9 protein-coding genes and 1 pseudogene are annotated in these 13,996 nt (G+C 62.6%); 7 read left to right on the forward strand and 3 right to left on the reverse strand.

The window, feature by feature from the left end:
• Window positions 1–11: 11 nt before the first annotated feature.
• Both LDN75_RS11315 and LDN75_RS11320 read right to left on the reverse strand, forming a co-directional pair.
• Window positions 12–1,760, reverse strand: a pseudogene (locus tag LDN75_RS11315) (glycoside hydrolase family 3 C-terminal domain-containing protein).
• The gene (locus LDN75_RS11320; RefSeq protein WP_223937345.1) at window positions 1,757–2,374 is read right to left on the reverse strand and encodes an alpha-L-rhamnosidase C-terminal domain-containing protein; all 618 of its coding nucleotides are present in this window, start codon (window positions 2,372–2,374) and stop codon (window positions 1,757–1,759) included. Before LDN75_RS11320 ends, LDN75_RS11315 begins: the two are co-directional and overlap by 4 nt.
• A 109-nt stretch (window positions 2,375–2,483) precedes the next feature.
• Here LDN75_RS11320 and LDN75_RS11325 point away from each other — a divergent pair, with 109 nt between their 5' ends.
• Window positions 2,484–2,762, forward strand: a complete 279-nt coding sequence (locus tag LDN75_RS11325) for a substrate-binding domain-containing protein (protein ID WP_223937346.1) — start codon at window positions 2,484–2,486, stop codon at window positions 2,760–2,762.
• Between the two features lie 495 nt (window positions 2,763–3,257).
• Window positions 3,258–5,417 carry a glycogen debranching N-terminal domain-containing protein gene (locus LDN75_RS11330; protein WP_223937347.1) on the forward strand — a complete coding sequence of 720 codons (2,160 nt, stop codon included), beginning with the start codon at window positions 3,258–3,260 and terminating at the stop codon, window positions 5,415–5,417.
• A 1,013-nt stretch (window positions 5,418–6,430) separates the two neighbouring features.
• On the opposite strand, the gene LDN75_RS11335 is transcribed toward LDN75_RS11330, so the two are convergent.
• Window positions 6,431–7,375: a LysR family transcriptional regulator gene (locus LDN75_RS11335; RefSeq protein WP_223937348.1), complete on the reverse strand. Its 945-nt coding sequence runs from the start codon at window positions 7,373–7,375 to the stop codon at window positions 6,431–6,433.
• Between the two features lie 389 nt (window positions 7,376–7,764).
• Between LDN75_RS11335 and LDN75_RS11340 the strand changes: the two genes are divergently transcribed.
• From LDN75_RS11340 to LDN75_RS11360, 5 genes are all read left to right on the forward strand, one after another.
• Window positions 7,765–8,664, forward strand: a complete 900-nt coding sequence (locus tag LDN75_RS11340; RefSeq protein WP_223937349.1) for an NAD(P)-dependent oxidoreductase — start codon at window positions 7,765–7,767, stop codon at window positions 8,662–8,664.
• Complete coding sequence (locus LDN75_RS11345; RefSeq protein WP_223937350.1) at window positions 8,664–10,136, forward strand: aldehyde dehydrogenase family protein; 1,473 nt, start codon at window positions 8,664–8,666, stop codon at window positions 10,134–10,136. The genes LDN75_RS11340 and LDN75_RS11345 overlap by 1 nt, the downstream gene beginning before the upstream one ends.
• Window positions 10,137–10,273: 137 nt before the next feature.
• The gene (locus LDN75_RS11350) at window positions 10,274–11,587 is read left to right on the forward strand and encodes an MFS transporter (protein WP_223937351.1); all 1,314 of its coding nucleotides are present in this window, start codon (window positions 10,274–10,276) and stop codon (window positions 11,585–11,587) included.
• A 2-nt stretch (window positions 11,588–11,589) separates the two neighbouring features.
• On the forward strand, window positions 11,590–12,717 hold the full coding sequence (locus LDN75_RS11355) for a glutamate cyclase domain-containing protein (RefSeq protein WP_223937352.1): 1,128 nt from the start codon (window positions 11,590–11,592) through the stop codon (window positions 12,715–12,717).
• Window positions 12,707–13,993 (forward strand): hypothetical protein, encoded by a 1,287-nt coding sequence (locus LDN75_RS11360; RefSeq protein ID WP_223937353.1) that lies wholly within the window; start codon window positions 12,707–12,709, stop codon window positions 13,991–13,993. The genes LDN75_RS11355 and LDN75_RS11360 overlap by 11 nt, the downstream gene beginning before the upstream one ends.
• Window positions 13,994–13,996: the final 3 nt, after the last annotated feature.

Here is a 13,996-nt window from a genome sequence, read left to right on the forward strand (position 1 = left end):
GCGACGTAGATTTAGACGACGTCGGCCCCGGACCGGTTCCCGGTGTTGGTGACGGTGACCTGGACGCTTGCGGTGTCCACTCCGGTCGGCATAGCGGTCAGGTCGGAGTATGTGAAGGTGGTGTAGCTCAGGCCATGCCCGAACGGGTACCGGGCGGGCACATCGACGGTCTCGTGGTAGCGGTATCCGACGAGGATGCCTTCGCCGTAGCGGACGTGTCCTGCCTCGCCGGGAAAGTTGACGAAGGGCGCGGTGTCGTTGAGCCTGAAGGGGATGCTTTCGGCGAGCTGGCCTGAGGGGTTGATCCGTCCGGTCAGGACACCGGCGAGGGCTCCGCCTCCCGCCTGGCCCAAGGCCTAGCCCTCAACAATGCCATCGACATCGTCATGTCACGGTTCAAGAGTCACCACACCGCCGTTGGAGAGTACGACGACGGTACGCGGGCTGGCTGCGGCGACCACGCGGATGAGTGCGACGTGGTCAGCCGGAAGGTGAAGGTGGGTGCGGTCGAAGCCTTCGGATTCTTCTTTCTCTTCCAAACCGACGAATACGACACTGATATCGGCCCGTCGTGCCAGGTCCGCTGCCTCTTCCCGCACCAGGGCGGCCGTAGAGTCCGCACCGGCCGCACCATAACCTGGCGCGTAGTGCACGCGCCCTTCGCCCAGGGCAAGGCGGAGTTTGTCGAGGGGGACGTCGACGCGGGTGGCGTTGACGTGGGAGCTGCCGCCGCCCTGGTAGCGAGGCTTTTGAGCGAATTCGCCCTGGACCGCGACGTCGCTATCTGAGTCAAGGGGGAGGACGTTGTTTTCATTGCGGAGCAGGACGATGGATGCTCCGGCCGCCCGTCGTGCGAGGGCATGGTGCGTGTCGGCGTCGAACGCGGTCGAGGCGTCGTGGATGGCAGTGCGGCGCTGCAGCGCGGCGATCCTCGCGGCGCTGGCATCAACATGCTCGCCCGCCAGTGCGCCGCCTTCGACGGCGGCGATGATTTCGGCGACAGTGGCGCCGTCGGTTCCGGGCATTTGAAGGTCAAGTCCGGCCTTGAGGGCAGCGGTGCGGTTGGTGACGGCGCCCCGGAAGCCCCATTCTGTGCGCAGGACGTCGGTGAGGAGCCACTGGTTTTCTGAGGCGTAGGTTCCGTTGATGCGGTTGTAGGGGCACATCACGGTGGCCGGGTCGCTGTCGCGGACTACCCGTTCGAAAGCCGGGAAGTAGATTTCGCGCAGCGTCCGCTCATCGACGTCGGAGCTGACCCGCATTCGGTCCGTTTCCTGGTTGTTGGCTGCGAAGTGTTTCACTGACGTGCCGATGCCATGGCTCTGGACGCCCTTGACATAGGCGGCGCCCAGGACTCCGGTGACGAGGGGATCTTCGGAGAGGTACTCGAAGTTCCTCCCGCACAGGGGGGAACGCTTGATGTTGATGGCCGGACCCAGGAGAACATTGACCGCGAGGGAGCGGGCTTCTCTGCCCAGGGCTTTGCCGACTTCCTCTACGAGGTCGGGGTCCCAGCTTGAGCCCAAAGCTGTTCCGGGTGGGAAGCAGGTGGCGGGAAGGCTGTCGTTGAAGCCTAGGTTGTCAGCCGTTACTTCGTGGCGTCGGACGCCGTGGGGTCCGTCCACCATGACGAAGGAAGGGACTCCTGGAGCGGGTGCGGTGGACCAGAAGTCACGGCCGGAGAGGAGCGATGCCTTTTCCTCAAGGCTCAGGGTGTTGGTGGATGGCTCGGTTGTCGTGTTGGCGCTTTGGCGGGTCATGCGGTTACCTCGTTTGCGTCTTGCAGGACTTTTTCGATGGCTTCAGAGAAGCCGGCGGGGCTCATCGGGATCATGCCGAGCATGGCCCGGATGGTCAGGTTCTTCGCATCGGGGTTGTTGGCGTCCAGCGGTACCCCCGGGAAATAGGAAGCGAATGTTCCGTAGAGGCTCTCCCAGACGTCCGGGTCCTGGGCGAGGACTCCGAAGGTGGTGTCCAGGCTGTAGTCAGGGCGGTCGTTGTATCCCTGGGGAAGTTGGTAGTTCCAGCTGTGCGTACCGGGTTCGACCTCTACTGCCAGGTTTTCCGGATGCAGCGGAAGGATGACTTCCGCGGTGGTTCCGTCAGGAACTGTGACGTCGAGGGTGACGGCGCCGTCCGCGTCGAGCCGCCAGGATATGGCAGCCAGGCCGTAGGGGGTGAGGTGGCGTGCGGAGGCGCTCGTGAGGTCGCCGCCAGGTTTCGGGGCGAAGCGGATCCGTTTGTATCCGGGCTCGGCGGGTGCGAGGCCGGCGACGGTGCGGTGCATCCAGTCGGCGACAGCTCCGAGGGCATAGTGGTTGAAGGAGGTCATGCCGCCGGGGTTGATGGTGCCGTCGGGGCGGCTCGTAAACAAGGTCTGCACCGAGGCGGGAATCCCCCTGCCCATGGTCAGGCAAATCGACTATCAGGACGATTCGGGGCGTTCGGCCGCAGCCGCGTAGAAGGAGGCAGGCGTAACCGCCGTGATCGCCTACAACGACGACACAGCTGCAGACGTCATTGCCGGGGCGGTCCGAAACCGAATGCGGGTTCCGGAAGACCTTTCCGTAGTGGGCCACGATGACTCCCCGCTGGCCGTTCGCTTCATGCCATCCATCTCAAGCATCTCAATCGACATGGAACGGCTCGGCCTCTACACAGCCGCTATCGCCCTGCACTATGCCGAAGGACACCCACTGCCCGATGCCCCCACGGAGGCGGCGCTGATCGTCCCCAGAGAGTCAGCCGCCCCTCGAGGGTGAGGATCGGTTGGAGAGGGGCCATCCGTTTCCGCAGGTCTGCTGTGAGAAGTGGATCGGGTGCGCGGCGTCCGGCATCAGGGCCGCCGCGGCCGACTTGGTGGTGCAGCAGCGCGCTGGGTCGATGAGCCAGCCAGATGAATGGGGAGGGGACAGGAAGTCTGCTTTGCGGTTTTTTGGCCTGGTCCCGCCCGAAAATCAAGGACTCCGTGAAGGGCGCTCGTCAAGAAGTACCAAACGGAGGTCGTCACTGAAATCGTCCTCGACGACGTCTCCAACGCCGAGCCCGCCATCATGCCGTGGTTCCACTTCGGTGGTCTCCCTACCTAACCCCGCGCCTATTCCCGTCAGGAACCTGACGCCTCGGTCTGGTTCCACGGAGATCCTGACTCTGGCAGGCGCGAGGGATCAGGAGTAGCGTCGATCCGAGAGTAGGGGAGATGTGTGGCCCGATCTTGGGGTTTAGGAAGCTGGCGCTTGCGTGTAGAAGGGGCTGGCATGGCTGGATGGAATGCTGACACAGCGGCCGGTCCCTTGGGAGCCGGGACGATTACGTTGGTCGAGGGATCATCTTTCTGTATCTCCTCGCCGAACGGGGACATATATCCCGAACATCCCCACGGTCTTTTCGTCCTCGACACCCGCATCCTTTCTCGCTGGACTGTGGCGGTAAACGGCCAGCCACTTGAGCCCTTGGCGGCTGAGACTAAAGAACCGTACAGAACATTAATTATCTGCAGGGTTCCCCGGGCGGACGGATACGCGGACAGCCCGCTGGTCGTTGAGCGGCTGCGCGAAGTGGGGGCAGGCATCCAGGAGCAGATCACCATACGCAACTACTCGATGAAGCAGGCCGAATGTCTCATCTCAATGCAGGTTGACGCTGACTTCGCGGATCTTTTCGAAGTGAAGGAGGCACGTATTCAGCGCCAGTGGGAAGAAACCCGGCGCGTGGAGGGTGATTCCTTGGCCATCCGGGCTGCCTGGCAAGACACACGGAAGGGCATTCTTGTCCATGCTCCGGGAGCAGATGTCACCCAGAGCACCTTGACCTACTCGGTGGCCATCAATGCCCACGGCCAGTGGAGTACCATCCTCACGGTGGTGCCGAGTACCGACGCAACAAGTCCGCCCCCGCCGTCGTTCATTCGCGCTGACGGGGACGGATTGTCCCCGAGCGACCGGCGCCGACGGGAGTGGGTGGCCAGAATTCCGGTGCTGCATATGGGAAACCGCTCCATCGAACGGACGTTGCTCCGTAGTTACGACGACCTAGGAGCCCTCCGAATCGAGGATCCGAACCATAGCGACCGTGTAATGGTTGCCGCCGGAGCGCCCTGGTTCATGACGCTGTTTGGCCGCGACTCGCTCTGGGCTTCACTGATGGCGCTCCCTGTTGATCCCTCTTTGGCTCTGGGTACGCTTCAGACGCTGGCTGACCGCCAGGGCAGCGTGGTGGATGTTATGAGTGAGGAAGAACCGGGCAAAATCCTGCACGAGGTTAGGCTCGATGTCTCCAGCGGGTTGTCACTGGGCGGAAAATCGGTCTACTACGGCAGCGTCGATGCGACGCCGCTGTTTGTAGTTGTGCTCGGTGCCGTAAGCCGTTGGGGATTCGCCCGGGAAACTATTACGGCCCTTTTGCCCCACGCCGACCGCGCACTGGCTTGGATCCGTGACTACGGGGACAAGGATGGCGACGGCTTCGTCGAGTACGAGCGCCTCAACCCCCAGGGGCTCCAGAACCAAGGCTGGAAGGACTCCTGGGACGGGATCAGCTTCGCCGACGGTACGTTGGCCGAGGGGCCCCTCGCGCTATGCGAGGTGCAGGGCTATGTCTACGACGCCTATATGGCGCGCTCATGGATGGCGTATGACGCAGGTGATGCGACCCTGGCGGCAGAGCTCGCTGAACGGGCGGCGCAATTGAAGAAGCAATTCAACGAGCAATTCTGGATGGCTGAGCGCGGGTACTACGCCATCGCCCTCGATGGTAAGAAGCGACAGGTCGACGCGTGTGCTTCCAACATGGGTCACTGTCTGTGGGTGGGCATCGTGGATGAGGACAAGGCGCCGCTGATGGTTGAACGGCTGATGTCACCGGAGATGTTCAGCGGCTGGGGAGTACGGACTCTGGCAAGTGACATGGGTGCCTATAACCCCGCCAGCTACCACAATGGCTCCGTTTGGCCGCATGACAATGCAATTATCCAGGCTGGTTTGATGCGCTGTGGATTTGTGACGGAGGCTCAGCGGATCTCCACGGCTCTGCTGGAAGCGGCGGAGTATTCAGACGGCAGGCTGCCTGAGCTGTTCTGCGGCTTCAGCCGCAACGTGATGTCCGAGCCCGTGCCGTATCCGACGGCGTGCTCACCCCAGGCATGGGCTGCAACGTCGCCGATACTGCTGGTGACCAGCCTGATGGGATATGACACACATGTGTCCCGAGGTGGTCTATGGATGGATCCTGCACTGCCGGATTCCTATGGCGATCTGCACATTACCAACGCACCCTTGGCAGGCGGCAGGATCACCATTGACATTGCCAGCTCGGTCCCGTCCGTTAAAGGACTACCCGAAGGTATCGTGTTCCACCGCGGCCACCGGCCGTGGATGACTGAACTAGTGGACCAATCCATCAAACACAGGAAGCCCTAACCCCGCGCCAGCGGTGTCAGACCAGGCAAAGTTTCGGCGGCGAGGGAGCCCCGCCATGAAAATACTAGCTGGCACCATCCACTGAGCAGAATTCCGAAAGAGCCGAAAGGGCCACGCGCGGGAGTTCTCGCAGCCACTTCTACTCCCGTGGTTTCCGCGCCGATAACCGGCGTTTCTTCCGGTCAATGAGTGGGCTGGGGCCGCCTGGGACCGAGCATCCGCCAAGCGTGTTGGCACGCTGTCGGTGGTCCAACACGTCGAACCAGAAGGGCGCATCCGCACGTGGGATTTTGTGGCTGCCTCCAGCACGCCGCCGCTGCCGTTGACACCGGCCAAGCGGATGGCCGGGTAGCCGTTTTCGACCCGGTCATGCGGGTGTAGGTCCAAAAGCTCATGAGATGGGGAAGGAGCTGTAGCACATGGAGTCTTTCACTGTTGGATGGGTTCTCCCGGTCATTGGGTGCTCCGTTCCCCGCGTGAGGCATACCCAGAACGTGGGATCGCGAACCCGTCCGCCGTCCCTTATTGCCAGCGTAAAGACAAACCGCGTTCCCTCGGCGGGGGAGCGCGGTTGGCGTTGCGAGCTGCCCGGAACGGGAGTCCCGTTCGAGTCCCACCTCGGGCACGGCATACCCCCTCGTCAGAGGGGGTTTTTGCTTTAAGGTGTATACATTCTGTTTGGTCAGGTCCCTCTGATGCTGGCCGCGGGGTGTGCCTGGCGCCGCGGGTCGCCTATTGGTTGTGGGGGAGCGGGTTCAGGGTCGTGGCTGGTCGGCCCTCCGCGTGCTGTGAGCTGGGGTCATGTGTTCCTCTCTTGGTTCGTCCGGTAGGTCGTGGTTGGCCTACACCGCTTCATGGGGAGGGGGACTGAGCGCAACATGACTTCGGGATCCTGCGTCAAAGTTCTTGGTTTCGGCTCGTTGGTGGAGTTAGGAGCCTTGTATTGCGATGACCCTCCAGAACGAGCCTTATGCCTCAGGGGTGCAGCCGCATCTTCATGGCCAAACCGTTGCCTATAAATCGTCTTCTTGATCCAGGGCGAACCCGCGGAAGCTGGACTGGACTCGCCGGGCGTATGCCGATCTCATGGCTCGGAAACACTCTTGGATCGCAGGGTGGCTCGAGCGACCTTTCAGGGTGGCGAATAGGACTTCGCGTTTCAGAAGTGGTGTTAGTGGTCGGACGGAGAGTCCTTGCTGGTGGCCAGTGAGTGCCAGGCCGGGAAGGACTGAAATCGCCAGGCCCGCGCGAACCATCTGCAGCACTGTTGTGGTGTCTCGGCAGTCACAGGTGATGTTGGGGCTGAAGCCCTCGGCCAGGCACGCATCCACGATTGAGGAGTGGTAGATCCTGGCTGATCTGTTTAGCGCCCATTCCTCTTCGGCTAGATGGGCCAACGGAACGGTATCGAGTTTGCGGAAGGGGTGCTTCTCGGACATGACAACATAAAAGTCATCACCGAACAGTGGTTGGTAGCTCACTGCTTCGTTGCGTGGATCTTGTCTGGACAGATTGTCCAGGACTGCAACGTCAGCCCTTTTGGTCATGAGGTCGACCATGCCTTCAGCTGGTTCGTGCTCGAACATGAAGACTTTCAGCTGAGGGTGCGAGGAGCGCAGCAGTGAGATGGTCGTGGGCAGAACCGTCGAGGCGAAAGATGGAAAAGCTGAGATGCGCAGGTCTCCGGAGATGGAGTTCCGTGAGACGGCGATTTCGGCGTCTATGCGCTCGAGTGATTCAAAGACTTCGTGGCTTTGTTCGACGAGGCGGAGTCCTGCGCCCGTGAGTTGGACGCTGCGTCCGGCTCGTTCAACGAGTACCAGCCCAGTATCTTTTTCGAGTTGGGAAAGTTGCTGGGAAACGGCAGGTCTGGTCAAGCCCAACGAGTCAGCGACCGCAGAGATGGTCCCCAGAAATGACAGTTCCCGCAGTAGGCGTAGACGTTGGACGTTGATCATGTGCGGGTCGGTCCTCGACGTAGGGGGTAGGGGAACCTTGGCTATCGCACGCAGCCTCCCATGTTCCGCCTTATCTTACGCGTTGAGAGCCCGGCAGGCGCGACTTCAGCCTTGGATAGGCAGTATGACTGAAAATAAAAGGAAAGTTCTTCTAACTATTACTGCAATAAAAAGAAGCTTGTGCCTCCTATTGAGGATGCGTACTCTTTTTTCAGGCGGCAAAGATGTGATCTGCATCAACTCATTGAATGTCGCGAAAAGTAAGCATCACTTTCCTCTATCGCTTGAAAACGGCGTGGCTTTGGCGCGCTTCGAAGGCGAAGTCGAAACATAAGCATCTGTTGTCTCCAGCCATCGGCTGAGGGTACGGACGAGAAAAGAGACACAAAATGGCCACACTTTCATTCATCGGCGTCGGCCGCATGGGATCTGGCATGGCAGCACGGCTTCTCGAAGCAGGACACACCGTTCAAATCTTCGACCCAAATACCGCGGCCGTTGAGGCCCTTGTCCATCAGGGCGCCATCGCGACCTCGTCGCCTGCCAAGGCAGCCCAAGGCGCGGAGGCCGTCTTCACCAGTCTCCCCAACCCGGCAATCCTGCGTGATGCCATCGAGGGCCCGGACGGTGTCCTAGCATCCGAGGTCTCCGGCGTCACGATCGTCGACGTCAGTACTGTTGATCCCGAAACCGCACGTTCCCTTGCCGCGACCGTTGAAGCTCACGGGGGCCGCTTCGTCGATTCACCCGTCAGCGGCGGTGTAGCCGGGGCAGCTGCAGGGACGCTCTTGCTCATGGTCGGCGCGGAATCTCAGGACTTGGAGAACGTCCGTCCTTACCTCGAGCAGCTGGCAGCGCGGATCGTGCACTGCGGCCCCGTCGGAGCCGGCCAGTTGACCAAGCTCAGCCACAACATGCTCGTTGCCATCAACACGGTGGCCGCTGGTGAAGTCCTGGCAGCAGCGGTGAAAGCCGGCGGCAACCTCGAAACACTGACCGAGGTGTACACAGCAGGTTTGGCAGGCAGCAAGATGCTGGACCACTTCGGCAAGACGCTCTTCACCGAGGAACGACCGCCGCTGTTCGCCCTTGACCTGATGCACAAGGACATCAGCCTCTGTCTGAAGGAATTCGGGCAGTTCCCAATGCCTGTGAGCCAGCTCGTCATGCAGACCTACAACGCTGCCCGAGCAAAGGGGCTCGGCGGACAGGACTCCACGGAGGTCAACGAAATCTATGAAGAACTGTTCGGCCTGCAGCTGCGCAAGAACACCAAGGAGAGCAACTAATGAATGCCCAGGCCAGCCTCGTCCTTCCCAGCAAGGGCACCACAGGACTCCTGATCGACGGACATTGGATCGACCCGAAGGACGGCGGCACCCTTGAGGTGCAGAACCCGAGCAACCGGTCCACCGTCGCCGTGATCGGACGCAGCACCGCAGCGGATGTCGACCGCGCCGTCTCCTCTGCCCAAGAAGCCTTTCGCACCTGGCGCCAGCGCCCCGCCCGTGAACGTGGCGCCTTCCTGACCCGTCTCGGTGACGCAGTTGCTGAAAACGCCGAAGCGATCGCCCGCCTGCTGGCAGCCGAAACCGGCAACGCCATCCGCACCCAGTCCCGCGGCGAAGTGGCCTCCACCGTTGAGGTTCTCCGCTACTACGGCGGCACCGCCTCGGAACAAAAGGGCGAAACCTTGCCCCTGGGACAGGGCCTGTTCAGTTACTCCACCCGCGACCCGCTCGGTGTCGTCGCTGCGATCATCCCGTGGAACTCACCACTGGTTCTGGGCGCCGTGAAGATCGGCATGGCTTTGGCCACCGGCAACACGTTGATCCTCAAGCCGGCAGAAGACGCTCCCCTCGCGGTGATCCGAATCTGCGAACTGGCCGCCGAAATCCTTCCGCCGGGTGTGCTCAACGTTGTCACCGGCCGCGGCTCGGATGCCGGGGCCGCACTGTCCAAGCACCCGGACGTCGCCAAGGTCTCCTTTACTGGATCCAGCGAAGTCGGGCGCGGTGTCCTCCACGCCGTCGCCGACCGTATCGGCCACGCAACCCTGGAACTGGGCGGCAAGAGCCCGGCCGTTGTCTTCCCTGACAGCAACAACGAGGAAACGGCCAAGAACGTCGTCGCGGCCATGCGCTTCGCACGCCAGGGCCAATCCTGCACCGCAGGATCCCGGCTCTTCGTCCACGCCGACATTTGGGATGACTTCATGCCCAAGGTCATCGCCGCCGTCGAAGACCTCGTTATCGGGGATGCGCTCGTTGAAGCCACGGACATGGGTGCGGTCATCAACACCACCCGCTACGAAGAAATCTCCGACTTCGTTCAGCAGGCAGCGGACCAGGGAGCTCAGTTCCTCACCGGTGGCCCTTCGACCAAGCTTGACGGTGACACTCCGTTGAGGCTGACCCCGACGGTCATCGCCGGCGTAGACAACAACTGGAGGATCGCCCGCGAGGAAGTCTTCGGTCCCGTCTTGGTTGCCATCCCCTGGCAGACCGAAGAAGAGGTCGTGACCTGGGCCAATGATACCCACTACGGCCTCGCCGCGTATGTCTTCACCCAGGACCTCAACACCGCCCTGCGGATGGCAGAGAACATCGACGCCGGATGGGTCCAGATCAACCGCGCTGGCGGACAGCTCCCGGGCATGTCCTACGGCGGCCGCAAACAAAGCGGTATCGGCGCTGAGTACTCCATCGAGGGAGCCCTCGAAAGCTACACCCAGCGCAAGAGCGTCACTATCGCTCTCTGAAAGACCGGCGGGAGAAGGACCCAGAACTCGGCAACAACCTTCTCCCGCCGCACCACCCCCCCATCTGGCCGGCAATGACGCCGGACAGGCATAACCCCAGCATCCGGCCAACCGGGCTGGACTCGAAAGGACCCACCATGAGCAGTCAAGGTGTCATTGAACCGGTTCCGGTCAATACCAAGGGGAAAGTTTCGGTCAGGGCAGCAGCCAGTTCCTTCATCGGAACCACCATCGAATGGTACGACTACTTTCTTTACGGCACTGCCGCTTCCCTGATCTTCCCGAGGGTGTTCTTCTCGGACATGGAGCCAGCCATTGCAACACTGAGCTCCCTGGCAACCTTCGCTGTTGCCTTCCTCCTGCGCCCCGTCGGTGGCGTGGTCATCGGACACTTCGGTGACAAACTCGGCCGCAAAAAGATGCTGATCCTGACCCTGCTCGTCATGGGACTGTGTACAGGACTGATCGGTTTGATCCCCGAGGAACGGACCATCGGCATTTGGGCCCCGATCCTGCTGATTGTCCTGCGCGTCTTCCAGGGCTTCGCCCTCGGAGGTGAATGGGGTGGTGCTGCACTGATGTCGGTCGAGCACGCACCGGCCGGACGCCGCGGCCTCTTTGGAGCCACCATGCAGATGGGCGTTCCCGCAGGCTTGCTGCTTTCCACCGGCGCGTTCGCCGCCGTATCCACCCTGCCCGACGATGCGTTCTTCAGCTGGGGCTGGCGTATCCCGTTCCTGGCGAGCTTCCTGTTGCTGGTCGTGGGCATGTACATCCGCCTTGCCGTTACTGAACCGGATGCCTTCAAGAAGGTCCAGGAAGAAGGCAAGGTCGCCAAACTCCCGATCCGCGAAGTCCTCGCCAACGATAAGCGCCGTACCCTGAACCTTGTCTTCCTGCAGAGCGCAGCGAACGTCGGCTACTTCCTCATCACCGTCTACTCCCTGGTCTACGTCACCGAAACCCTGAAACTGCCCCGCACCTGGGCCGTGACCGGTCTACTGCTCGGTGCTGCCGTGGACCTCTGCCTCCAGCCCGTCTTTGGCTGGCTCTCGGACCGCTTCGGCCGCAAGAAGGTCTACGGCGCCGGGTCGCTGTTCCTGGGCCTCTACGCCTTCCCGTTCTTCTGGCTTCTTGAATCCGCCACCGAACCGCTGGTTTGGCTGGCGCTGATCCTGGGCCTGGGCATCGGCCACGCATCCACGGGTTCCCTGCACGCGGTCATCTACGCCGAACAGTACCCGGCACGTTATCGCTACACCGGATCCTCACTGGCCTACCAGCTCTCAGGCATCATCTCCAGCGCCCCCACACCGCTGGTCGCGGCCTGGCTCGTCAGCACCACCGGCCAGTCGAAGTTCGTCGCCGTCTACGTCATCATCGCTGCGGCAGTCAGCGTCACCTGCACGTTCATGCTGAAAGAAACCTACAAGAGCCGGATCGACGTCTAACCATGAGTAACTCCCCGAAAGCATCCCACCAACACACAGAAGCACCCACAGCCGCCCCTGTGGCCGACGAACGGCACCTGGCCGCAGTCATGGAAAGCCTGGACCGGATCATGACTATTGAGATCCGACCAGCGGATGGCAAGCTACCAGCTGGGATTGTCTCAGGACTCTACGGCGCCTGCCGGGATGCTTTCGGGGAGGCCCTGACCGGACTTGCCGAACGGAAACTACGCGAATCCGTAGCGACGAACTCAACAGTCCTGATCGCCACGGGAGCAGGCATCGGCCCGTGGTTGCCCCAAGGCGAAACGGACGGACCGATGGGCGCAGCCGCACTCGCCCGGGCGATCACCCGGACCCTCCGCGCCAAGGTCGTCATGGTCACAGAGGCCCGCCACGCACCCGCCGTCCGGGCCGCGATCAAGGCACTGAACTATCCACCAGGTTTTGAACCGGAAGTTGAACTTGTCGAACCAGGGGAGCGCGAAGGCCGGCAGGCAGCCCAGCGCCTGATCACCCTCTACCACCCCACTGCCGCGATCTTCATCGAACGCGACGGCCCCGGCACCCAGGGACGGTTCCACGGAGTACGGGGTGACTGCCGCTCCGCAGATGACGTCGCTCAGCTCCACCACCTGGCCAACCTTGCCGCCCGCTCGTCCATCCTGACCATCGGCATCGGCGATGGCGGCAACGAAATCGGCTTCGGCGCCCACCGTCGCCGCATCACCCAACGGCTCCCCGGGGACGGGACCTGCCGCGCCGGATGCGACTCGGGCATCTACACCGTCACCAAAACCCAAGTAACCATCAGTGCATCGGTCTCCAACTGGGGCGCCTACGCCCTGGCCGCAGCGCTGGGAGCAAGTTTCCGGCTCCCCGAGGCCTGCCACAGCGCAGCAGCCGAGGAAGTTCTCCTGAAAGCCTGCCTGGAAGCAGGTGCCCGGGACGGCGCCACAGGAACATCGGCATTGCAGACCGACGGAATCCCCTTGGCCACCCACCAGCACGTCATTGCCCTGATGGAGACCGTCGCGGCAACCACCGCGACCCGTTCCTTGACCGTCGAACCCCAACCCAGCCACATCTTCACACCAGCAGCAACGAAAGGCCCCCGTTTTGTTAGCTAGCCAGTCCACGGCACCCACGGCCAAGTCCGACCGGTTCGGTAACCCCATCGACCCGGTAGTCGGCTACGCCCGCGGCGCCATCATCGATTCCAGCATCGCCGAAGGCCGCCGCCTCCGCCACGGACAGGCCATCGCCGCCGAACGTGTCCGGGCTGCCGGGGCCGACGCCGTAGCTGTCTACACCGGCAACCAAAGGGACCTGCCTCTGCGGGTCGAAGACCTGGCAACCTACGCCGAAGAATGGGTCGGTCCTGGCCTGTTCGCCGAAGAACTCCGCCAGGCAGCGATCGGCCACCTCGGCGGACGGCCCGAAGACGCCGCCGCCGTATTCAACCGCACCACCGCCGGCATCATCGCCGTGATCGGCGCACTCTCGGCCGGGAAGCCCGTGGTTTCGATCGTTCCCGTCAACGCCCGTTCCCACGCCTCCCTGCCCCGGGGATCCCGGCTCGCCGGGGTCCAGTGCCTCGAATCCGGCATCGACGGTGACTGGCGGAACCTTATCGAAATGCACCAGCCAGCCCTTGTGGTTGTCACCACTGTCACCTCAAGCCTTGAACGCCTCAAGGATGAGGACACCATCGCAGCTGCGAAATTCGCCCAAGCCAACGGTGCCGTCGTCCTGCTCGACGAAGCCTACGGTGCACGCCTTCGGACCGTCCTGCACGGCGGCGCACCGTCGCTGCAACTCGGAGCTGACCTCAGCATCACCAACTGCGACAAAGCCGGCCTCGCAGGACCCCGCGCCGGCATCCTGGTCGGTCGACCTCCGCTGGTTGCCGCAGCCTCGGCAAAGGCCTCAGAAGTCGGCGCCGAAGCACGTGCACCGATCGCCGCCGGAGCCCTGCGATCCCTGCAAAGCTTTGACCCGCAGGACCTACTGACCGAATCCCAGTCCGGGCAGCAGATCTCCGACGCCCTCGAAGCCCGCCTCGGCGCGGTCGTCGAACGCAGCGACCTGGGCCCCATGGTCCACGAAGACGATATCCACGCCATCGCCCTGCAACGGGCCGGTCAGGACAGAACTACCCTGGTGCCTTCCGAAACGGCATCCGCGCTCGGCGCACTCCTGCTCCGGGACCACGGCATCCTGACCGTCAACACCCACGGCCAGCCCGGCGCCCGGGTCTCCCTTCGCCTCAAACCCACCCTTGACGCGTTGCGCCGTACAGGCGGACCGCTGAAAGTCGCTGCCGCCGTCGACGAATCCCTGGACGCCCTTGCCGCCCAATTCCACGACACCGACGCCATTTCCACTCTGATCCTTGGGAGCTGACAC

This window comes from Arthrobacter sp. StoSoilB5, from assembly GCF_019977235.1.
In the GTDB taxonomy this organism is placed as follows: Bacteria; Actinomycetota; Actinomycetes; order Actinomycetales; family Micrococcaceae; genus Arthrobacter.

What these genes read in the sequence shown, in the direction of transcription:
- LDN75_RS11330 (WP_223937347.1), top strand. Translation starts at nt 3,258, where the DNA reads ATGGCTGGATGGAATGCTGACACAGCGGCCGGTCCCTTGGGAGCCGGG.
- LDN75_RS11335 (WP_223937348.1), bottom strand. Translation starts at nt 7,375, where the DNA reads ATGATCAACGTCCAACGTCTACGCCTACTGCGGGAACTGTCATTTCTG.
- LDN75_RS11340 (WP_223937349.1), top strand. Translation starts at nt 7,765, where the DNA reads ATGGCCACACTTTCATTCATCGGCGTCGGCCGCATGGGATCTGGCATG.
- LDN75_RS11345 (WP_223937350.1), top strand. Translation starts at nt 8,664, where the DNA reads ATGAATGCCCAGGCCAGCCTCGTCCTTCCCAGCAAGGGCACCACAGGA.
- LDN75_RS11350 (WP_223937351.1), top strand. Translation starts at nt 10,274, where the DNA reads ATGAGCAGTCAAGGTGTCATTGAACCGGTTCCGGTCAATACCAAGGGG.
- LDN75_RS11355 (WP_223937352.1), top strand. Translation starts at nt 11,590, where the DNA reads ATGAGTAACTCCCCGAAAGCATCCCACCAACACACAGAAGCACCCACA.